At 36.2% G+C, this 22,944-nt stretch carries 19 protein-coding genes; 10 read left to right on the forward strand and 9 right to left on the reverse strand.

Annotation, left to right across the window (positions count from 1 at the left end; all coding sequences use genetic code 11):
- Nucleotides 1-109 precede the first annotated feature (109 nt).
- Both K1I41_RS07115 and K1I41_RS07120 read right to left on the reverse strand, forming a co-directional pair.
- Complete coding sequence (locus tag K1I41_RS07115) at nucleotides 110-382, reverse strand: DUF2805 domain-containing protein (protein WP_220639685.1); 273 nt, start codon at nucleotides 380-382, stop codon at nucleotides 110-112.
- A gap of 281 nt (nucleotides 383-663) precedes the next feature.
- On the reverse strand, nucleotides 664-1,560 hold the full coding sequence (locus K1I41_RS07120; protein WP_220639686.1) for an EamA family transporter: 897 nt from the start codon (nucleotides 1,558-1,560) through the stop codon (nucleotides 664-666).
- 144 nt (nucleotides 1,561-1,704) lie between these two features.
- On the opposite strand from K1I41_RS07120, the gene K1I41_RS07125 reads away from it, so the two are divergent.
- Nucleotides 1,705-2,319, forward strand: coding sequence for a murein L,D-transpeptidase catalytic domain-containing protein (locus K1I41_RS07125; protein ID WP_220639687.1), 615 nt, complete (start codon nucleotides 1,705-1,707; stop codon nucleotides 2,317-2,319).
- Here the strand turns inward: K1I41_RS07125 and K1I41_RS07130 are convergent, their stop codons facing one another.
- The 5 genes from K1I41_RS07130 to htpG all read right to left on the reverse strand — a co-directional run bounded on the left by K1I41_RS07130 (nucleotide 2,320) and on the right by htpG (nucleotide 8,692).
- Nucleotides 2,320-3,489, reverse strand: a complete 1,170-nt coding sequence (locus K1I41_RS07130) for a DUF1501 domain-containing protein (protein WP_220639688.1) — start codon at nucleotides 3,487-3,489, stop codon at nucleotides 2,320-2,322.
- 11 nt (nucleotides 3,490-3,500) lie between these two features.
- Entirely contained in the window at nucleotides 3,501-4,883 is a 1,383-nt protein-coding gene (locus K1I41_RS07135) for a DUF1800 family protein (RefSeq protein ID WP_220639689.1), read from the reverse strand.
- Between the two features lie 66 nt (nucleotides 4,884-4,949).
- Nucleotides 4,950-5,363, reverse strand: coding sequence for a DUF2721 domain-containing protein (locus K1I41_RS07140; RefSeq protein ID WP_220639690.1), 414 nt, complete (start codon nucleotides 5,361-5,363; stop codon nucleotides 4,950-4,952).
- Nucleotides 5,364-5,373: 10 nt separating this feature from the next.
- On the reverse strand, nucleotides 5,374-6,717 hold the full coding sequence (locus K1I41_RS07145; protein ID WP_220639691.1) for an nSTAND1 domain-containing NTPase: 1,344 nt from the start codon (nucleotides 6,715-6,717) through the stop codon (nucleotides 5,374-5,376).
- Between the two features lie 88 nt (nucleotides 6,718-6,805).
- The gene (gene htpG, locus K1I41_RS07150; RefSeq protein WP_220639692.1) at nucleotides 6,806-8,692 is read right to left on the reverse strand and encodes a molecular chaperone HtpG; all 1,887 of its coding nucleotides are present in this window, start codon (nucleotides 8,690-8,692) and stop codon (nucleotides 6,806-6,808) included.
- A gap of 237 nt (nucleotides 8,693-8,929) precedes the next feature.
- Here htpG and K1I41_RS07155 point away from each other — a divergent pair, with 237 nt between their 5' ends.
- Both K1I41_RS07155 and K1I41_RS07160 read left to right on the forward strand, forming a co-directional pair.
- A complete protein-coding gene (locus K1I41_RS07155; RefSeq protein WP_220639693.1) occupies nucleotides 8,930-9,379 on the forward strand; it encodes a lipocalin family protein in 450 nt (149 codons plus the stop codon).
- Nucleotides 9,380-9,435: 56 nt separating this feature from the next.
- The gene (locus K1I41_RS07160; RefSeq protein ID WP_220639694.1) at nucleotides 9,436-10,131 is read left to right on the forward strand and encodes a YiaD family glycine zipper/OmpA-like lipoprotein; all 696 of its coding nucleotides are present in this window, start codon (nucleotides 9,436-9,438) and stop codon (nucleotides 10,129-10,131) included.
- A 68-nt stretch (nucleotides 10,132-10,199) separates the two neighbouring features.
- Here the strand turns inward: K1I41_RS07160 and K1I41_RS07165 are convergent, their stop codons facing one another.
- Nucleotides 10,200-10,820 (reverse strand): hypothetical protein, encoded by a 621-nt coding sequence (locus K1I41_RS07165; protein ID WP_220639695.1) that lies wholly within the window; start codon nucleotides 10,818-10,820, stop codon nucleotides 10,200-10,202.
- Nucleotides 10,821-11,126: 306 nt separating this feature from the next.
- Here K1I41_RS07165 and K1I41_RS07170 point away from each other — a divergent pair, with 306 nt between their 5' ends.
- The 3 genes from K1I41_RS07170 (at nucleotide 11,127) to K1I41_RS07180 (ending at nucleotide 13,787) form a co-directional block, all read left to right on the forward strand.
- Nucleotides 11,127-12,089, forward strand: coding sequence for an ABC transporter ATP-binding protein (locus tag K1I41_RS07170; RefSeq protein ID WP_220639696.1), 963 nt, complete (start codon nucleotides 11,127-11,129; stop codon nucleotides 12,087-12,089).
- A gap of 94 nt (nucleotides 12,090-12,183) precedes the next feature.
- Complete coding sequence (locus tag K1I41_RS07175) at nucleotides 12,184-13,197, forward strand: 3-oxoacyl-ACP synthase III family protein (protein WP_220639697.1); 1,014 nt, start codon at nucleotides 12,184-12,186, stop codon at nucleotides 13,195-13,197.
- Nucleotides 13,198-13,271: 74 nt separating this feature from the next.
- On the forward strand, nucleotides 13,272-13,787 hold the full coding sequence (locus tag K1I41_RS07180; RefSeq protein ID WP_220639698.1) for a L,D-transpeptidase family protein: 516 nt from the start codon (nucleotides 13,272-13,274) through the stop codon (nucleotides 13,785-13,787).
- 107 nt (nucleotides 13,788-13,894) lie between these two features.
- Here the strand turns inward: K1I41_RS07180 and K1I41_RS07185 are convergent, their stop codons facing one another.
- Nucleotides 13,895-16,306: a TonB-dependent receptor gene (locus K1I41_RS07185; protein WP_220639699.1), complete on the reverse strand. Its 2,412-nt coding sequence runs from the start codon at nucleotides 16,304-16,306 to the stop codon at nucleotides 13,895-13,897.
- A 257-nt stretch (nucleotides 16,307-16,563) separates the two neighbouring features.
- Between K1I41_RS07185 and argS the strand changes: the two genes are divergently transcribed.
- The 4 genes from argS to K1I41_RS07205 are packed head-to-tail and all read left to right on the forward strand — an operon-like array spanning nucleotide 16,564 to nucleotide 22,936.
- A complete protein-coding gene (gene argS / locus K1I41_RS07190; RefSeq protein ID WP_220639700.1) occupies nucleotides 16,564-18,348 on the forward strand; it encodes an arginine--tRNA ligase in 1,785 nt (594 codons plus the stop codon).
- A 14-nt stretch (nucleotides 18,349-18,362) separates the two neighbouring features.
- The gene (locus tag K1I41_RS07195) at nucleotides 18,363-19,847 is read left to right on the forward strand and encodes an SGNH/GDSL hydrolase family protein (protein ID WP_220639701.1); all 1,485 of its coding nucleotides are present in this window, start codon (nucleotides 18,363-18,365) and stop codon (nucleotides 19,845-19,847) included.
- Nucleotides 19,837-21,282 (forward strand): LysM peptidoglycan-binding domain-containing protein, encoded by a 1,446-nt coding sequence (locus K1I41_RS07200; RefSeq protein WP_220639702.1) that lies wholly within the window; start codon nucleotides 19,837-19,839, stop codon nucleotides 21,280-21,282. The genes K1I41_RS07195 and K1I41_RS07200 overlap by 11 nt, the downstream gene beginning before the upstream one ends.
- Nucleotides 21,269-22,936 carry an MBOAT family O-acyltransferase gene (locus K1I41_RS07205; RefSeq protein ID WP_220639703.1) on the forward strand — a complete coding sequence of 556 codons (1,668 nt, stop codon included), beginning with the start codon at nucleotides 21,269-21,271 and terminating at the stop codon, nucleotides 22,934-22,936. Before K1I41_RS07200 ends, K1I41_RS07205 begins: the two co-directional genes overlap by 14 nt.
- Nucleotides 22,937-22,944 lie beyond the last annotated feature (8 nt).

The following is a 22,944-nucleotide window of genomic DNA, read 5'->3' on the forward strand; positions in this document are numbered from 1 at the left end:
GTATTGAAATGTAATTCAAAATTAATAAAATTAAATTACATTTCAATAAAATTAAAAATAATTTATATTTTGTTTATTAAAATAAATGTTTTCTAAAAGTAGACTTCTATTAAAATTTTTTATTAATGTAATATTTTGTATCTACATCGTCATCCTCGATAGGATTGAATTTTTGTGGTTTTGATTTTTTAGATACGTGTTTCTTTTTCCATTGTTCAAAGCTATCTGCGGGTAAGTTTTCTCGCATAATATCAATAACTTCTTTTTCAGCTAAACCAAATTGCTTTTTAATTTTTTGTAGTGGTTTTTTCTCTTCTTGCGCTAATTTCACAATTGCATCAATGGTCTCTTTCTCTAGTGCTGCACGATTACTCTTTTTCATCAGATGAAAAAATTTATTCAAATATTATTTTTAATTTTTTGTTGTTTGTGTAATCAATATTACTAAAAAAACCAATTACTAGTATAGTAAAAACGTTATATATTTTAATTTTTAACAAATAAAAAAAAGAGTAACTAAAAAATAACAATAATCTAACGGGTGGAAATATAGTTTTTTTTAAACGGCAGGGTTATTTGCGCAAACAACTGCCATAGGGGTATCCTGAATTTATATTTTTAAGAGTTAATATGATGAAGGAATTTACCCCACTACCATTAAAACTAACCCTTTTTACGCCTATTAACATTCATTACTATTATTGCTGTAATAATAAGTATAATACCCGTCCACTGTAACAAGGTTACTTTCTCACTTAATAGTACATACGCCATCATTACTGAAACAGGTAGCTCTAACGACGATACTATGCTACCCAAACCAATGCCTGTGTGCGGAAAACCTGCATTCATTAATATAGGTGGTATTATAGTACCAAATAACGATAGTACAATACCCCATTTTAAAAATATATCGGTATTAAATGTACCTGTCCAAGTATAAATAGCAAAAGCAAGCACTATTACACCACCACCCAGTAGCATAAACAAGCTCCGTTGTGTGGAGGATAATTGTAGCGCAATTCGGTTAGATGTAAACATTGTAGCAGTAAACGATGCTGCTGCCATAAGCCCCCAAGCAATACCACGCCAGTTGGGTAGGGTATTACTCTCTATAAGGTTGGTAGCTAGTGCGGTACCCGTAAGCACAATAATTACAGCAATAACTTTACGTAACGATGGTAGTTGTTTGGTTAATATAGCCTCTAACACAACGCCCATCCATACCGTTTGCATTAGCATTACAATACCTATAGATACAGGGATGTATCGTACTGCCAAATAGTAAAATATGCTTGTAAACCCTAACGATGTACCTGCAACCATGAGCTGCCCAATTGCTTTGCCCGATGCTTTTACTACAGTACTACCATTTCGTTTTTTTTGAAATGCATTTATAAGTAGCATGCCCAATATACCCAATATAAATTGCGATGAGGTTACCTCGGCAGTAGTGTAGCCCTCATTATAGGCTAGTTTTACAAAGGTTGCCAGCATACCATAGCTGGTAGCACCTAAACCCACTAAAAAAACACCTTTAAGTATATTGTTTTGCGACATGGTAATCTGAATTTGAAAAGCGGGCAAAGATACAGGAATGTAAATTACCTGAAAAGGAACTTATTACTATTTAAACAATTAGTTACATACTAAACTAACTGTTTTTATAGTTGTAGTACTATCACAATCAACATAATCAACCCAATGCGAATTACTATTGTACTACTACTTACTTTATTTAGTTGTGCCGATGGCACTAAAAAAGAGCACGCTACAGCTATTACTGTAAACCCTATTGCAGATTATACAGCAACACATTCTGAAGCATTAGCGTTTTGTAAAAATGAAAACTTTTGTACCGATTATTATTTTTTGATAGATATGAGTATTCACTCAGGGAAAAATAGGTTTTACATTTATGATTTTAATGCTAAAAAAATAACTGATAAACGATTGGTTACCCATGGTAGTTGTGATGCTTATTGGCAGAACCCTACCAAGTATACAAAGGCAAAATTTAGCAATCGAGCCGAAAGCCATTGCTCCTCTAAAGGAAAATACAAAATGGGTAGTCGTGATTATAGCTCGTGGGGTATTAATGTAAAGTATTGGCTTGAGGGACTGGAAGAAACCAATAGTAATGCTAAAGACAGGATAATAGTATTGCATTCGTGGGATGCAGTTGCCGATAAAGAAATTTATCCCAACTACAGCCCATTAAGTTGGGGTTGCCCAGCGGTATCCAACAACTTTATGCGCCAATTGGATGCAAAGCTTAAAAAGACAGAAAAACCAGTTTTACTTTGGATAATAGAATAATTAAAACACCCCTTTTAATGCAGCATTTGTAATGCCAATTTTTGTAGCGTCAAAACTAAACTTATCTTTTAGTAGCGATGCATAAACACTTCTAAAGTCAATTTTATAGTGTAAATCCCCATTGCTATCAAGATTAAGCAAATCAGGATTTGTGCCTATAATTTTCCCGTTGTTTTTTCCGCCAATAATAAACATAGGTGCTGCTGTACCATGGTCAGTACCATTACCATTATCCTGAACTCTTCGCCCAAACTCCGAGAAAATTACAATAGTTACATCCTGTAATTTATTAGCCGTTTTCATATCATTGTAAAAAGCATAAACAGCATCGTTTACATCTTCGAGCCGATTAGCATGTTCTGATTTTTGATTGCCATGAGTATCAAAACCACTAAGCGACGTATAGTATATTTTTGAGTTCAATCCCCCTCGTATCAATTGTCCCATCCAAGCTAGATTTTTTGCTAGTTTGGTTTTTGGGTATGGTATAGCACTTGGCATCGCTTTATTTAAAGCAGCTTCTAACGCATCAGCACCATCTACAACCGAGCCTGCTATTTTACGAACAAAATCCAATTGCGGATTATCTGAAAGTTTTGTATTTACAGGCTTGCCATAGGTTTTTAAACGTGTTGGGTTTTGAAGTGTTAATGCATTTGGATTTGTACCTTTTAAAGCCAAATTATCAATATTATCGAAATTAATACCTCCAACAGGGTGGTGTTCCTTATAATGATGGTCTAGGAAACGCCCTAACCAACCATCTTGCCCGTATGCTGATGATGCAGTTGCTGTTTGCCATATTTCCTGACTCCGAAAATGTGATCGGTTGGGCTCGGGGTAACCAACATTTTGTATTACAGTGAGGTCTCCTTTTTGTTGTATATCAGCAAGTCCGCGTAGTTTTGGGTGGAACCCCATGCCATTAGTGCCAGCAATAATATCGTTTTTGTTTACACCTACAGATGGACGCAATTTATAATACAATTCATTTTGGTAAGGAATATAAGTGTTTAGCCCATCGTTACCGCCTGATAACTGAATGAATACGATACAATTGTTACCATTACCACTAATGTTTTGTAGTGCGTAATTGTATAAAAAATCAGGAACCATAAGTAAGCCGCCTGTACAAGTACCTGTAAGTTTAAAAAAGTTTCTTCTGTTCATGATTATCTTTTTTAAATTAATTGAAATTCAGGTGTTCGTACCATATAATTAAAAAGCCGCATAACAGCATTATTAGCACCCTCATCGTATGGGTTAAAATCGTGGGTGAGTATTGCCTCTAAATTTTCCTGTGTTATAGCATCAGCATCAAATAAGAGCCTATTTTTTAATTCGGCTATTATGGCAATATTATTATTTTTGCTCCATTGCAGGCTAACATTAAAATTAGCCAAATATTCCTCATTTTCATTACCTACAGAACGCAGCATTTTTTTATCGAGATTTCTCCCCCTACAATACAAGTTTGCTATTTGGTTACGTTGTTGGTACAATTGTGCTGTAAGCCAATAGGTACCGCCGCTCCAGCCCTTAACGTTAGGTTGGCTAAACAAATCCATGCCTTGTTGCCTTATAAACAATGCTGTTAGTTTATGGTTCTGGTTTTTTATACCCAGCTCATCATGCAATTGTAATGTATACGTTAATGGGTCTTTTATTTTACTTCCTGCTGTAGGTTTGGCAAACTCCTCAGTAAATATTTTATTAAGTAGTGGCTGTATCTCGTAATCTTGTTCACGCAAGTAGTCCCCATAGTATACTATCAATTCATCCGAAGGATTATCGTATATAAACCATTGTAATAGCTTACGTGTTATTAAATACGGTGCGTTTTTTTGCTGAAAAATAATATCAACCATAGCATCGCTTTTAAATACGCCTTGCTTTCCAAAATAAGTAAACGGCTCATTATTGGTTAGTGCTTCTCGGTAGTAGCCATTATATTCGCCAGCTACCAAGCCAGCAAGCCCTTTAGCTCCGTTGGTAATGTCAGTTTCGCTATAGTTTCCTTCGCCAAGTGTAAATAGCTCCAATAGTTCACGGCTCAGGTTTTCATTAAATCCTTTTTTTGTATTTTTATTATTGTCCAAATACACTATCATAGCATTACTGCGTAGTATTTGTTTGGTAAGTTCTCTAAAATTACCAAAGGCATTTTCCCGTAATAGTTTGTTATGGCTATACAGCCAATAGTTTACTTTTACTTTTTTGTAGGTGGCTACGTAGTGGTTGTGCCAAAAAAGGGTCATTTTTTCCCTTAGCGGATGGGCTTCGGTAGCCATCGTATCTATCCACCACGCTTTCATATTAAAAAAGATTTTTTTTTCTTTTTCAAGACTGCTCCTTATTTTTTTTCGATTTCCTTTTATAGATTGCCTTATTTGTCTTACTTCGGCTAATGTTTTTGGAGTATCGTTAAAAATGCTATCTGGAGGTGTTGTAACCTGCGATGTAAATGAGTTGTTTAGGAATTGCTGAATGCCCTGTTGCTCTATGGCTTTTGCTTGTTTGCCACTAAAACCCAATCGTAACGACCATAGTGTACTTCTATTCATAACAATGCCTAATTAAGGAATAATATATTTGTTTGGACTGTTATTAACGCAAAAAGTTTACCATAATTACTTTTTTATTTTTTTGTTGGCTTCGTCAATTAAATCACTAAGATGTATTTGTAGTGCGCGTACTGATATGCTTATTTCCCAAAATGATACGGCGAGTGATACTAGCATGAGTAGTAAACTAAAACCAAATAGGTACATGGCCCATGTTTGAATGTCGAAAAAAAGTAAGGTTAATGAGAATACAGAGAAGAATAGGCTGAGTACTCCATACATTTGCATGTGCCGTATGAGTGTTAGCCTCGAATTAAGGTTTTTAATTTCGAGTAATATGCTTTTGGTGTGTTTCTCTTCGTAATTCTTTTTCAGCCCGCGTACTATTCCTGCTATGGTTAAAAAGCGGTTGGTATATGCTAATAGTATTAATGATGTTGCAGAAAATAGTAGTGCTGGTGTTTCGAGCGATAGTTGCATAATTAATTGCCTAAAATAAAGGGGGTCGTGCTGTAATATAGGTATGGAACAGCGAGTCTTTAAATTTATAATATCTATCTCGAATTTTAATCAATTCGGAGCCATATTCTTCTTTTACGAGTTGCCCAACGTATTGGCTTGCATTTTCTACACCCTGCTCTTCCGAAACTCTGTAGGCATCGGTAGTAAAAATATCACCATTTTCTTGTACGCTAGCGGCAAGTGCTTTTAACACTATTTCTCTTTGTTTGGATAATGCCACAGCATTTCGGTAACGACCTTCTAGTACAGGGTCTGCCTCCCTTTCGGCAATATCTGTTAGCACTTTTTTTATGTACTCTCTGCTTACATTACGTACAGACTCTAAATAGGCACTTTTGTAGGTTTGTTTGCCAAGCAAATGCATAATGTACGGATGCCCGTTGGCTAGTGCGATGAGCTGATTTGTAGCTTCCTCATCAAGTAATATAGTATTATTAATTGATGCTTCGGCATTACGAACAATTTGCCTAAGATCCTCATTATTCATCTTCCTAAGGTTTATAACACTCCAGGCAAAAAGCCTATCAGAACTTAGGTGCTTTTTCATTAACTCTTGGATGTTATCGGCTACTCCAACAATACAAAACTTAAGTTCAGGAATGTTTGTTGCTAACGATTTTAGGAATGAAGCAAAGCCTGACGTATCTGGAATTTGATTGAACTCATCAATAACAATAAGAATTCCATTTTTAGTTATCTTGCTTCGTATCAAGTCCATTACAACATTTTGAAACGTAACCTGAATGTTTTCGTTTGATGCTATTGATGTATTTGACGTTTCTCTTGAAACATTAGAGTTAATTTTATTTGCCAAATATTTATAGAGACCAGTTTTTGATTCTTTCTTAAACTGTTCAATTTCTTCTTTAGATGCTTTTACCTCCTGCATCCACTCTAGTAACCCCCCTCTTGTAGTGAGTAATCTGTTAAGTAACTCGTCTGTATTTTGTACCGAATCGCCAGAGGCATAATACAGAGTTAAAAAATCCAAAGTTTCATCATGATAAATTCCTAATTTATCCAATAGGCTATTATCACCAGTACTCATATTAACAATTTGTCTGGATAAAGAGGATTTTCCAATCCCCCTGTTTCCTACAATAGCAATATTAGTACCTTCAGATAATAATGCATTATAACATTCAGTAACGGATTCTTCTCTTCCAGAAAATCTATCTGGATTTGCTATTTCTCTTGATGGTAGAAATGCATTGTTTACCTGATTGAGTGTAATCTTGGTCATGCGGTGGGGTTGTGTTGGTAATGTAAATAACAATAGTTCGGCTTTCCAAAAATAAAAAACCTGTAGCATTAACCACAGGTTTTTTATCGAGTATATCAGCATTTTATCGATTCTTTATCTAAAATATAGTCCCCTATTATTTAAAATATAGTGTATTTTACTTTATCAAATCAAAACTACGCTTTACAAAAGCAGTGAGTTCTTCACCCTTTAATAGGTTTTGGCTTAGCTTAGCAAGATCCAATGCTTGCTTTACCAATGCTTCTTGTTGAGCCTTATCTTCAGTATTCAATATATTACTGGCAAGGTCGTGGTTTGTGTTTACCACTAGGTTGTACATTTCGGGCATATTACCCATACCAAACATACCACCGCCACCGCTTTGGCTCATCTCTTTCATACGGCGCATAAACTCAGGTTGGGTTACACGGAAAGGCGCTGCAGTACTATCCATTGCTTCAAGCTGTACTGTATAGGTAGCTTTAGGTACAATTTCTTCTAATGTAGTTTTTAATTTCTCTTTCTCTTCATCATTAAGTTTAGAGATTTTCTCTTCATCTTTCTTAATAAGATTATCTACATGATCAGCGTCTACACGTACAAAAGTTAGGTTTTCGTTATCAGCCTCTAATTTTTGTATTAGGTGCGATACAATAGGAGAGTCTAACAACAATACCTCATACCCTTTGTCTTGTGCTTCGGCAATGTAACTATGTTGCTCATCTTTATTACCAGCATAAAGCACTACTAGCTTACCATCCTTATCGGTTTGGTTGGCTGTAATTTTATCTTTAAGCTCCTCTAATGTGTAATACTTCTCGTCTACCGTTGGGTATAGTACAAACGCACCTGCTTTTTCGTAGAATTTGGGTTCGCTAAGCATACCATACTCCAATACAATTTTTATATCGTTCCATTTTGCCTCAAAATCTTCACGATTTTCAGTAAATAACGATTTTAATTTATCGGCTACTTTACGGGTAATGTAGTTGGATATTTTTTTAACAGCACCATCCGCTTGTAGGTACGAGCGCGATACGTTTAGCGGAATATCTGGGCTATCTATAACACCGCGTAGCATGGTAAGGAATTCGGGTACAATACCCTCTACATTATCGGTAACAAAAACTTGGTTTTGGTACAGTTGTATTTTATCTTTTTGCACCTGCAAGTCAGCAGATAATTTTGGGAAATATAAAATACCCGTAAGGTTAAAAGGATAATCTACATTAAGGTGGATATTAAATAATGGTTCGTCAAATTGCATAGGATACAACTCACGGTAAAAATTCTTATAATCTTCGTCCTCAAGTTCGCTAGGTTGCTTTGTCCAAGCTGGGTTAGGGTTGTTAATTATATTGTCTACTTCAACCGTTTCCTCCTTATAATCTTCTGGAGCATCCTCTGGTTTAGGTAGTGCTTCTGTACGTGTACCAAACTTAATAGGTACAGGCATAAATTTATTGTACTTATTTAAGAGCTCATTAATGCGTGAGTCCTCTAAAAACTCTGTAGAGTCTTCCGCAATATGTAGTATTATTTCTGTACCACGCTCCGTTTTATCAGCAGGCTCTATTGTAAACTCTGGGCTACCATCGCACGTCCAGTGTACAGCGGGCTCATCTCTATATGACTTAGTAATTATTTCTACTTTTTCCGCAACCATAAAGGCAGAGTAAAACCCAAGACCGAAATGCCCTATAATACCTGAATCTTTAGCAGAGTCTTTATACTTTTCCAAAAACTCCTCTGCGCCAGAAAATGCCACTTGGTTAATATATTTCTCCACTTCTTCACCCGTCATACCAATACCTTGGTCTTTAATATGTAGCTTTTTGCCCTCTTTATCTACTTTAATATCAATAACGGGGTTGCCATATTCTACACTAGCCTCTCCAATATTAGTAAGGTGCTTTAATTTTAGTGTAGCATCTGTAGCGTTTGATACTAACTCACGCAAAAAGATTTCATGGTCGCTGTAAAGGAATTTTTTAATTAAGGGAAATATGTTTTCTACCGAAACATTAATTTTTCCTGTTGCCATAGTATATATGTTTTTTTAAGATTATTGTTTGTTATCCTCTTTCAAATAGAATACCAAGCAGTTTTATATGACAAATTGACATTTTAGCTTACAAATGTAATTGTTTACGTTTATTTGATATTTAGACTTTAAAACAATTCTTGTTAAAAAAATAATATAGTGCTTGTAAAGTAGCTTGTATTCTTAGTAACTTTGAATACAAATTGTTGATAACATCAAACTCAAATAATTTAGATTATGAAAAAAATTCTTCTTTTATGTGTATTCACAGTATTAGCTGTTTCATGTGGGTCGTTAGACCAAAAATCGCAAACAGGTCTTAAAGGTAACTGGACGATAAGCCAAGTAAGTTATCCGGGCTCCGATTATATTAAGGTAAACTCTTTTAATATTGCGGACTCTAAGTGTTTTGAAGGGAGTTCGTGGAAATTTGTATCTAACAATAATACAGGTACGATAGATATTTCTAAACCTGGATGCCCATCATTTAGTAGCCCAATAGTTTGGACTATTACTAAAGAGGGTGACTTTACGCTAAAAATTACAGAAGGTGTAAAAGCTAAAAAAGTAGCACAAGGATATTATTTAAAAATGCGAAACCAAACAGAAAATTCCTTTCAGCTTGTAGATAGAGTAGATGTTGGAGGTAATACTGTAGATGTGATATACCAATTCCAAAAAATGTAATTGAATATTTCCGAATCACAAAAACATCAAATACAAACCAATAAAGATATATAGTTATGAAAACAACAAAAATTTATGCAGTAGCACTTGCCATAGTATTAAGTATAGGTATCAGTTCGTGCGAAGCGATGAAAAATACCAGCAATACGCAGCGCGGTGCTGGTATAGGTGCAGCATCAGGTGCTGTGATAGGAGGAATTTTAGGAAACAACATCGGCAAAGGCGGCAATACAGCATTAGGTGCCATAATTGGTGGTGTAGTTGGAGGTACTGTTGGTGGCGTAATTGGTAACAAAATGGACAAGCAAGCACAGGAAATTGATGAAAAATTACCAGGTGCTGAGGTAGAGCGAGTAGGAGAGGGTATTAAACTTACACTTGGAGAAAATTCGGTACGTTTTGATACCAATAAGTCTACACTAACTAGTACAGCAAAACAAAATTTAGATAAATTGGTACCTGTATTTAACGAATACCCAGATACCAACATCCAGATTTTTGGATACACCGACAGCACGGGTGCTGTAGATTATAACTTAAAACTTTCTGAAAAAAGAGCAGAATCAGTAAAGTCCTATCTTTCTAGCAAAGGGTTAAGTGCCTCTCGTTTTACTACAATTGGTAGAGGTGTAGAAGACCCAATAGCAAGTAACGAAACAGCATCTGGTAGAAGTAAAAACAGACGTGTAGAGTTTGCCATTACTGCAAATGAAAAAATGATACAAGATGCTGAAAAAGAGGCAAAACAATAATAAATTAGGATACTTAAAAGTATAAAAAAGGCAGCCATTTGGCTGCCCTTTTTATATCATAATATAAATTATTGCCAATCGGCTCTATTTTTATTTTTACCAAAATAGTATGTAATACCAAACGATATGTTGGTTAAATTGCCCGTAAAGGCATTTTTATTAGGTCGTCCTTCTGGATAAGTACCATCCCAATCAAAATGCTGTGTAAAGTTTAGTATAAACGAAGCATCAACGGTAAAAGCAAAACTTTCACTAATATAAACTTGAGGTGTTAAGCCCACAATTACATTTCCAATGTTATCCGTACCACCTCTGGTAGTAGATTTTAATGATGAGTAGCCTAAACCTCCGTGCGCAAGTAGGTTAAGGTAACCGTTAGCATACTGGTTTAACGATAGTGTTCTACCAAGGTTATGAACCCCCTGAATAGAATATCTTTTGTAGTCAGTACCAAGTTCTGGAGAGTTTCCAGTCCTAAATTTATCCGATCCAAAATCGAATTTAATTCCCCAGTTTTCGTCTACCATGTAGCGAAAGCCAACATCAAAGTGCGAAAATTCCGTTATGCCAGGGGCTCCCGAAATTCCCAAACCATACCCAGCTTCTAGCGAGTATTGATCAACTCCTCCTCGTTGCGCATTCGCACTAAACGAGAACAGCAGCAGTAAAAGCGTAATTTTTCTAACCATGATTAATACATTTAAGTTTGGTGTAAAGATATTAGTAACAAACATCTGAACAATAAAAAATACTGAAAAAATTTAATAATTATTTTTTAGATTAAAACTAAATTTTGATTATTTACGTAAATAAAGGTATAAATGTTTTACATTCAAAAACCTTTTAGTTTTTTTTTTGTAAAATGTATGTTTATTTAATTGGTTAGATTGAAAAGAGTATTACTATTTAGTGGTGCTCTTTTCCTTTTTTTAAGAAAAGTAAATACAACCTATAGAGCTAATTTAAATACATTTGCCTAGTAATAATTTTACTATATGCTTGCAGTTAAAAATTTATCTTTCGGATATATTCCCAATACGCCAATTTTAAACAATATAACTTTTTCTGTCATCAAAGGTCAAAACATTGCTGTAATTGGCGAAAGCGGTTGTGGTAAAAGTACCTTACTAAAACTCATTTACGGACTTTACGACCTTGAGGAGGGTGAAATAAGCTATAACAATGAGCGTGTATTAGGACCTAAATTTAATTTGGTACCTGGTATGCCCTACATGAAGTTTTTAACTCAGGATTTTGATTTAATGCCTTACACAACAGCAGCCGAAAATGTAGGGAAACACCTCTCTAACTTTTATCCAGAAAAAAAGAAACAGCGTATACACGAATTGCTTGAGATTGTAGAGATGACAAATTTTGCAAATGTAAAGGCGCAGTACCTTAGTGGCGGGCAGCAGCAGCGCATTGCTCTTGCAAAAGTATTAGCACTAGAGCCTGAGGTTTTATTGTTAGACGAACCTTTTAGCCATATAGATAATTTTAGGAAAAATGCTTTACGCCGTAATCTGTTTTCGTACTTAAAGCAAAAAGGAGTTACCTGTATAGTTGCAACACACGATAGTACCGATGCGCTCTCGTTTGCAGATGAAACCATTGTAATTAAACAAGGTAGGGTTTTACAAAAAGCACCCTCTAAAGAGGTTTACTACGCACCCACAGATAAATATACTGCCTCATTATTTGGCGAAGTTAATGAGATAAAATTAGAGCACTTAATACTTACTGATAAGGTAGATGAAACTATACTACTGTATCCCCATCAACTTAAAATCCATGAGGAAGGTATGCTAAAGGTTGTTGTAAAACAATCTTATTTTAAGGGCAACCACTATCTCATCAAATCGGCACTAGGTAGGCAAGTTGTGTTTTTCGAACATCATATAGCATTACCTAGCAATAAAGAAGTCAGCTTAACAGTAAACCGTAACGCTTTTGAATAACAATTTGCAGGAAGTGAAATTAATGTAGCAAATTGTTTTTAAAATTTGCGGAATGTTTATTTTTACAACTAAGTATTTATTAAAATAATATTTTATGTACAACTCAAAAATATCTGGATTAGGCTATTATGTGCCCGAAAATGTGGTTACCAACGATGCACTCTCTGAGTTAATGGACACTAATGATGCATGGATACAGGAGCGTACGGGTATAAAGGAAAGGCGCCACGTTGCTAAAGGAGATGGTAATACTACAACTACAATGGGGGTAAAAGCTGCTAAAGTAGCTATAGAACGCTCGGGACTTGATAAGGATGAAATAGACTTTATTGTATTTGCAACATTAAGCCCCGACTACTATTTTCCTGGACCAGGCGTATTGGTACAGCGCGATTTAGGTTTAAAAAATACTATTGGAGCATTGGATGTACGCAACCAATGTTCGGGTTTTATCTATGCCCTATCGGTAGCCGACCAGTTTATAAAAACAGGCATGTACAAAAATATACTCATTATAGGTTCGGAATTACACTCAACAGGATTGGATATGACAACGCGCGGACGTGCAGTATCAGTAATTTTTGGCGATGGCGCAGGCGCAGCAGTACTATCAAGAACGGAAGACAATACAAAAGGTGTTTTATCTACACATTTACATTCAGAAGGGCAACATGCCGAAGAACTATCGTTAATAGCACCTGGTATGGGCAAGCGTTGGGTAACCGATATTATTGCAGATAATAACCCTGATGACGAAAGTTATTACCCTTATATGAATGGGCAATTTGTATTTAAAAATGCAGTTGTTCGGTTTAGTGAAGTAATTATGGAAGGTTTACAAGCCAATAATTTACAAGTTTCGGATATTGATATGCTCATACCACATCAGGCTAATTTAAGAATATCACAATTTATACAGCAAAAATTCGGGTTGACTGACGACCAAGTATATAATAATATTATGAAATACGGTAATACCACAGCAGCATCTATACCTATTGCATTAACTGAAGCATGGGAACAAGGTAAAGTTAAAGATAATGATACCGTAGTATTAGCTGCTTTTGGCAGTGGTTTTACTTGGGGTAGTGCTATTATTAAATGGTAACATTACACCACAATTATACATTAAAGCTATCTTAATCTTTGAGGTAGCTTTTTTGCTTTTAAAATGAAATTTTTATGAAACGAAAATTTATGGGCTGGTTTCTATTTTTAATAATACCCTTTCTCATTTACTATTTTTATCCAGAAACAAAACTGCCTGAAAATAGAGTAGTAGACAAGTTAATCGTTTACAAAGGTAAACGACAAATGGAGGCTTATTCGGGTAAAGAATTATTAAAAATATACACTGTCTCTTTAGGCAAAGCACCTGTAGGGCATAAACAATACGAGGGCGATAACCGAACGCCAGAAGGCACTTATCATATAACCGAACGTAACCCCAACAGTAGTTATCATAAAAACTTGGGAGTATCATACCCGAACGAATTAGATATAGAGAATGCTAAAAATTTAGGTAAGCCGCCCGGAGGAGCTATAAAAATACATGGGTTGCCCAATAGATTGGGGCATATTGGCAAACTACACCGTTGGAAAGATTGGACAGCGGGTTGCATAGCAGTTACAGATGCAGAAGTAGACGAATTATACTTGGCAGTTACACACAATGCAGTTATAGAAATTAATCCGTAGCTTTTAATTAAAAAAATAGACCCCTACAGTTTTTACACCATAGGGGTCAGCTACTAACTAAACTTAAACTACGAAAAGCATTCCATAGCTCATGAAATTAAAATTAACTAAAACATTCCGCCCCCAGATTGCTTAGTGTTATCATCACGTTGTTTACGTTTCATTGCTCTGTTTTTTCCACCACCAAATCGGTAATTAAGTCCAAAATACACCGTACTGCTTTCCCATAAAAACTCACCATTCTGCGGGAATGGGTTTTCCGAGTTAAAGCCATAACGCATGGTATTAAACATATCACTAAAACGTACACTTAACGACATTTTATTATCTAATAAAGAGTAACGTACTCCAGAGTCTATCTTGTACATCTCTTCTATGTTATTTTGTATACCATCTACAGCACCTCGGTAAAAACCAAATAATAAGAAACTCAAACGTCTGTTAACATTAAAGTTGCTATTTAGCCTTGCGTTAAATGCTGCTACATCTACTTCGGTAATAACCGATTCGTATTCGTTGGTAGTACCAGGTTGTAATACCGATACTAAACCTTTTTGCGAGATGCTCGAAAAATCTATGGCAGGTTGTACATTCCACCATTTTGTAATTTTGTAATTGGCAGAAACCTCAAAACCAAACGATGTATTATTATCAAAGTTGTCAAAACTCATAATCTGGTCTTGCGTATTCTCAGTAGTCTCGTCAGGGAATAACACTCGGCTTATTTCGTTATTAATTAACCTGTAAAATACACCCGCAGTAACTGATGAGCCTTGCCCTAACATTTTGGTATAGTTCACTTCAACCGAGTTGGTAAACTGTGGCTCTAAAGTTTGGTTACCTAACGATGTTATAAGTGGCGTGGCAAACTCCCGTACGGGTTTTGTCTGCTGTAAGCTAGGTCGGTCTACACGGCGGCTATAACTTATCTGGAACATATTACTCTCGTCCATAGTATAGGTAAGATATGCCGATGGGTATACGGTAAAATATTCATCAGTAAAAGTAACATCACCACGATTAAAATCTGCTTCGGCTCTATAGCTTTCAAAACGTGCCCCTAATTGGTAACTAAACTTCTCAAACTTTTGCCCAAATGTGGCATAACCAGAATAGATGTATAAATCGTACGTATAGTTGGAATTTTGTAGTGCAGGGTTGGTAACGTCAGGGTTTGTAGTCGTATAGTCGTTTTCCGAACCTATTATTCGGGCTTCCGCACCAAGTTCTAGCATCGATGTTTCGTTTAACGGATTCACATAATCCAAGTTCAGGGTAATATTTTTACCATCATCCTCAATTCTATCCTCAAACTCACTTGTTGCATTGCCTACGGTAGTAACAAAATCGGCTATTTGGGTGCTCGATGCATCGTTGTAGTTTCCTTCAAAATCCAGTTTATGCCCCTCATCGTTAAATTTATGTTGGTAGGCAAGATTATAACTATTATTTGTATTATCGTTGTCGTATGTTGCCAATTGGTCTGTATTGGTAAACACAGACCCTTCTGGGTACATAATGCCTATACCTACTTCACCTAAGCCTGTAAAGTAGTTTTGGTTGGTGTAAACCGATAGGGTATTCTTGTCGTTAATATAGTAATCCATACCAATTTTACCCAAAAAACCCTCGTTATCATTACTAATATCAAATGTTTGATTGGACATGATATCTTCACGAAACACATTTCCGTCGTTAAAACGTATTCCTGTATTCGACCCTATATTGGTAAAGAAGTTTACTTTACCTACGCGGTAATTCATATCTACCGAGTTGTTGTATTTGGGCGTTTCTCCAAAAGTAATACCTGCATTAAAACTACCATTAAACCCATCGTTTGCATTTTTATGCAATACAATATTAATAATACCCGACATCCCCTCGGGATTGTATTTTGCGCTAGGGTTAGTAATAAGCTCTATTTTTTTAATGGATGTAGAGGGTATTTGGCGTAGCAATTGCGCTGCGCTAATATTAGTTGGGCGTCCGTCTACTAAAATACGTACGTTTTGGTTGCCACGTAACGATATGTTTCCGTTTTGGTCTACATTAACCGATGGAATATTATTCATAATTTCTGATGCTGTACCTCCAGCTGTAGTAAGGTCGCGCCCTACGGTAATTACCTTTCGGTCTATTTTCTGCTCTATTGTAGATATTTCCTTAACAATAGAAACTTCCTCAAGCTCCATTGCCGATTCCTCAAGTGCTACCGTGCCAATGGTTATACTTTTATCGTCTTTTGTAATGTTTACACTAACAGTTTGGGTTTTGTAACCCATAAACTGCACATCTACCGTATAATTTTTAAGGGGTAATTTTTTTATGATGAATTCACCATCGTCGTTTGTAATACCACCAGTAACAACATTACTACCATCTTTAACAACAATACTAACGTAAGGTAAGGGTGCAGCAGATGCTTTATCGATAACTTTACCAGAAATACTACCTGGGTTTTGTGCGTACGCAGTTGATAGACTCCCGATTAGGAGTAACAGTAGAAACTTAAAATTCATTTTGATTTATTGGTTGATGATTGTTGTAAAAAGCGGGCATTAAATGGTGCTTCGCAAAATACTTATTTAACTGTTGTTTTGTTTTTTGATTGATGATTGATACCAATAAGACAACATAAACAGAAATTCGTTACACAAAAATTTAATTTTTTTTTAATCATTTTTTTCTGATGTTAATTCCGCTTTTTTAAAGCTGCCCTTTTCAAGGTGTTATCAAAATATCCTTATCTTTGCAGGCTTAAAAAATGATTATAAAAATGATACTATCAGAAATTTTAACATCTCATATTCAGAAAGCCGTAACCGCGTTGTTCGATATTACTTTAGATAAAGTAGAACTACAGGCTACCCGCAGGGAATTTGAAGGCGATAGTACCATGGTTATTTTTCCGCTGTTAAAGCAAATAAAAGGCAACCCTGTTGAGTTGGGTAAAAAAATAGGCGAATACCTTGTAGAAAACTCCGATGTTGTAGAGCGTTTTAATGTGGTTAAGGGTTTCCTTAATCTCGTAATATCAGATACATATTACATCAACTTTTTTAACGGTATAAAAGCAAACGAGCAGTTTGGTTTTGTAACCCCACCGCACGATGGTAAAACTACTATGGTAGAGTATGCCTCGCCCAACACCAACAAGCCATTGCACTTAGGGCACGTTCGTAACGTGCTTTTAGGCTATTCTGTAGCCCAAATTATACAAGCAGCAGGTAAAAAAGTAAATAAAACCCAAATTATAAACGACAGAGGTATTCATATTTGTAAATCCATGTTGGCTTACAAACGTTTTGGTAATAACGAAACACCCGAGAGTGCAAACATAAAAGGCGATAAGTTAGTAGGTAATTATTACGTAGCTTTTGATAAAGCTTATAAAGAAGAAATTGAAACGCTTAAAACAGCAGGTAAAACCGAAGACGAAGCGAAAGCAAATGCGCCGATAGTACTAGAAGCGCAAGAAATGCTGCGCAAATGGGAGGCAGGCGACCCTGATACCGTTGCTTTGTGGGAGATGATGAATGGTTGGGTGTATAAAGGTTTTGATGAAACGTATAAAAATATAGGTGTTAATTTTGATAGCTATTATTACGAGAGTAATACCTATCTTTTAGGAAAAGATGTTGTAGCCGACGGATTGGCAAAAGGCGTTTTTTATAAAAAAGAAGATGGTTCGGTTTGGATAGACCTTACTGATGAGGGTTTAGATGAAAAATTAGTACTCCGTTCGGATGGTACTGCGGTGTACATGACGCAGGATATTGGTACCGCCATACAGCGTGTAAAAGATTATCCTGATGTTAACGGTATGGTATATACCGTAGGTAACGAGCAGGATTACCATTTTAAAGTATTGTTTTTAATACTTAAAAAACTCGGTTTCGATTGGGCAAGTAGCCTGTACCACCTATCGTACGGAATGGTAGATTTACCATCGGGTAAAATGAAAAGCCGTGAAGGTACCGTAGTAGATGCCGATGATTTAATGGCAGAAATGGCTACAACTGCTAAAAACATATCGGAAGAGTTGGGCAAACTTGATGATTATTCCGACGAAGAAAAAGCAAAACTATATAACATTATTGGGCTGGGCGCGTTGAAGTATTACATACTGAAAGTAGATCCGAAAAAACGCATATTGTTCAATCCAGAAGAGTCAGTAGATTTTTCAGGGAATACAGGACCATTCATACAATACACTTACGCCCGAATACAATCGTTATTACGTAGAGCCGATTTTGATGTATCGGTTACACTACAACCCGAAGATATTGTATTACACGAAAAAGAAAAAGAGCTGTTAAAACAACTAGCACAGTACCCCGATGTAGTACAAAGTGCAGCAGCAGGACACAGCCCTGCCTTAATAGCAAATTATACATACGATTTAGTAAAAGAGTACAACTCATTTTACCAAAGTGTGCCTATATTCGGTTCGGAAATAGAAAATGAAAAGGTGTTTAGAATACAACTTTCTAAAAAAGTAGCCGATACCATAAAATCAGCTTTCGGATTGTTAGGTATTGATGTGCCAGAACGAATGTAATAAACCACAATTTTGTGAACCGCAATAAACCTTATTTGTTTCAATCCTTTGCAATCGTAGTATTGTCGGTTTTCGTATTCTTGGTGTGCAAGCAATTTTTACCCCGAAAAATTTTCTCGGAGGTTAATGTACCCGCTAAAAACATGGTTATTGATAGCCTAGCTATAGAAGCAATACAGGCTATGGATACTACGGCTGTTACTGTAGCTGTAGAAGATACTTTACCCGATAAAAAGGTAGTGTTTAAAAAGAAAAAAGGCATACAATTCCCCACAGAACAGTTTGAAGCCTACTCGGGATATCAGCATCTTATGGCTTTTTACGAAAAGCTATTAAATTTAGAAAAAACAGGCGAGGGCAACGTGCGTATTGCTTATTTTGGCGACTCGATGACTGATGGCGATTTAATTGTAAAAGATTTACGCGACAAGCTACAACAACGCTTTGGTGGGGCAGGAGTAGGCTTTGTAAACATAACCTCAGAGTCTGCTTCGGCAAGAGCTACAGTACGCCACCAATTTTCAGACAATTGGAAAACCATTTCGTTTCTTACTACAAAAAAGCCCGAGAGTCCTTTTGGTATAACAGGGCAGGTATTTTTTACGGAACCCGATACCATTAACCCCGCTTGGGTACAATACAAATCCAGCCGTTACAACAAACAATCGGTACTTAACAAACCCAAGCTGTTTTACGGCAAATCCAACAATAAGCACGGAAAAGTAACTTTTATTACAGGTAACGATACTATTTACAAAAAGCTAGTGCCTAAAAACACTGTTAATACACTTACCGTTGCTCCGTACGACCTTAAAGAGCTTAAAGCAGCATTTACAGCTACAGACTCTATACCCATTTACGGTTTTAATTTTGATGATGGTAAAGGGGTACACGTAGATAACTTCTCGAGCAGAGGAAACTCAGGGTTACCGTTATCAATATTCAATGTCAATTTAATGCAGGCATTTAATAAAGAGCTGCATTACGATTTAATTGTACTCCAATATGGTGCTAACGTGTTAAACTACGGTAGTTATAATTACCGCTGGTACGAAAAACGTATGAAACGCGTGGTAAATCACCTAAAGCAATGCTTTCCAGATGTAGCCATACTAATTGTTTCTACTGCCGATAAAGCTACCAAGTACAACATGGAAATGAAAACCGATTCTGCGGTTGTACCACTAGCGTTATCGCAAAAGCGTTACGCAGTACAATCGGATGCTGCATTTATAAACCTTTACATGTTAATGGGTGGGAATGGGTCTATGGTAAAATGGGTAGAAACAGAACCCGCATTAGCAGGTAAAGATTACACGCACTTTAACTATAGAGGTTCGCAAAAAATAGGTTCACTTATTTACAAGCAAATTAACAAAGGATACGAGCAGTACAAAGAAATGAATGATGTTATAGCAGACTCAATTCCTGAAACACTACCTGTTATTATTGAACAAGATTCTATAACAACTAAAACAGACTCTATATATGCTGAATAAAATATACAGTATATTTTTTTTATTAACCTGTACTATTGCACAGGCACAGGTAGATACTACCGCTGTAGTTGTTGATAGTATAAGCGTCGATTCGATAGCTGTCGATTCAGTAGCTACAGTACCTATAACCAATATAATTACCAACCCCAGTGCTATAACAACATTTTTTGAAAAGCTCCAAGCGCTAGAAGAGAATAAAGAGGGGAAAATAAACATAGTACATATAGGCGATTCGCACATCCAAGCCGATATATTAAGTGGTAAAATACGCAAAACCTTACAAGAGCGTTTTGGTAATGCAGGCTGCGGGTTTTCTTTTCCGCACAAGCTGGCGCATACCAATGGTAGCCCATATGTAAAATACAGGTCGAATATTACATGGCACAAGCGCCGTAATGTGTACCCAGTAGTAGATACTGTTGAGGTAGGTTTAAGCGGTATTGCACTTACAGCCAAACAAGATTTTGCAATAGCTGCTACGGTACTCGATACCAGTTACAACTTTAACACTATAAAAATTATTACACCACGCAATGTACCCCTTTTTGATGTTGCTACGCATACCGATGATACATTCGAGCTAAAATCGAATATTCCTAAAAAAACAACCTATAAAATTAAAAGTGGCGATGCATTATCCATTATCGCCCGAAAATTTAAAACAACCGTTTCGGCACTTAAAAAATTAAACGGTTTGCGCTCTAACGCCATACAAGCGGGTAAAACACTGCAAATACCTACAGGCGAAATGGAAAAACAGGTAATAAACCGATCTGAGTTTACGGAGTTACCTCTGGTTGCCGATTCGTTATCCTATTATTACCATAGCAAAAAAGCACTATCTACAATATACTTACTGCCAAATACCGAGGCAAAATCGTACAATTTAAACGGTTTAATACTCGAAAAAGATGCTCCAGGTATTTTGTACCATAGCATTGGTGTAAACGGAGCAAAAGCGGTAGATTATAATAAATATCCGCTATTTTTTGAGCAGTTACCTGCATTGAACCCTGATTTAATCATTATATCGTTAGGTACTAACGAATCGTTCGAGAAAGAAGATGTAGAGGCATACATGAAAGAGTTAAACTTATTTATAGATAATATAAGGACTAAAAACCCTAACGCTTGCTTATTAATAACTACCCCACCGCCATCGTTATTTAAAAGGAGGTACCCCAACACATTTGTAGCTGCCTATGCCAATAGTATACTGGCACAACAAACTGCAAAAAATTATGCTTCGTGGGATGTATTTTCGGAACTTGGTGGGTTGTACGGTGTGCCCAATAATGCTGCGGCAGGCTTAATGTCGCCCGATAAAGTACACTACTCGGTAAAAGGTTACGAAATGCAGGGAACACTATTTACCGAAGCCCTTTTAAGCGCATTTGATAATTTTAAAAATACTAGCAAAAATGCAATGGAATGATGTTTTGCCAGCCGTTGCATGGCAAGATGTACAACAGTGGTTTACCTACAACCCTGAAAAACCCTTACTTTTTAACTCGGGGTTATTTCTAGGGCTGTTTGTTGTATTCTATGCATTGTATTTATCACTCCGAAAAACATTTCACGCCCGTATTATTTACGTGCTGTGCTTTTCACTATTCTTCTACTATAAGTGTAGCGGAATGTATTTTTTGCTGCTAATATTTACCACTACGCTCGATTATACGTTGAGTTACTTTTTGTACAGAGAAACCCACGAGGTGTACCGTAAAATATACGTGTGGTTTAGTGTTGTGGTTAACCTTACCTTTTTAGGCTATTTTAAATACACTAACTTTATTATTGGTAATTATAACGATTTGTTTGGTGGCGAATTTGCGTTTTACGATGTAATTTTACCCGTAGGAATCTCTTTTTATACCTTCCAATCTATAAGTTATACGGTAGAGATTTATCGTAAAGAAATAACACCTGCCAAAAGTTTACCCGACTATTTATTCTTTGTTTCGTTTTTTCCGCAATTGGTAGCAGGACCTATTGTACGTGCAAAAGACTTTATTCCTAAAATATACGAGAAACTTACCATTACAAAACAAGAAGTCAATTATGGTTTATTCCTAATAATAGGCGGGCTCATAAAAAAGGCAGTAATATCCGATTATATCTCTGTAAACTTTGTCGATAGGGTTTTTGATGCTCCCAATAGTTATACTGCTATTGAGAACCTGCTAGCAGTATATGGTTACTCCATCCAGATTTATTGCGATTTTTCGGGATATAGCGATATGGCTATTGGTATAGCATTACTTTTAGGGTTTCAGTTGCCACCCAACTTCCGAACGCCCTACAAATCAGCCAATATTACCGAGTTTTGGCGCAGATGGCACATCTCGTTATCCACATGGTTAAAAGATTTCCTCTACATTTCGGTAGGGGGTAACCGTCGCGGCTCCTTTGCAGGATTCCTGTTCCCCATAGTATTTTTTATTGCCGTAATGGTTTGGGGCATAGTTAATTTAAATAATAGCTACTGGCCAATAATTATAGGTAGTAGCGCATTAGCGTTGTTTATACTCTCGTTTACATTGGCTAAAAACAAACAAAAAACAATGGTTACTAACGTAAACTTACTTACTACCATGTTACTGGGAGGTTTATGGCATGGGGCTAGCCTTCGTTTTATTGTTTGGGGTGCCTTGCATGGTATTGGGTTAGCGGTACACCGAATAGTTACCGAGTTTTTTCCAACTAAAAAAGAAGGTATACCTACTAAAAATAACAGATTTCTAAAATTCGTATCTGTAATTATAACATTTCATTTTGTAGCGTTTTGTTGGATATTTTTTAGAGCGAAAGATTTTAGCTTGGCTTTGGATGTTATTAATAACATTGGTAACGTAACATTTGACCTTGTTAAATGGAAAACCATTTTTATAGCGTACCAAAACGTATTTTTATTGATGCTAATAGGTTACGTATGGCACTTTTTACCCGATGGTATAATTAACACCATGCGCAATACTTTTAATAAAACACCATTACTCGGAAAAGCTATTATATTAGGCGTAATATATTGGTTGGTGTATGCAACAGCATCAGCAGAATCGCAACCATTTATTTACTTCCAGTTTTAAGAACCATA

The sequence above is a fragment of the Flavobacterium litorale genome, from assembly GCF_019613795.1.
GTDB lineage: Bacteria > Bacteroidota > Bacteroidia > Flavobacteriales > Flavobacteriaceae > Flavobacterium > Flavobacterium litorale.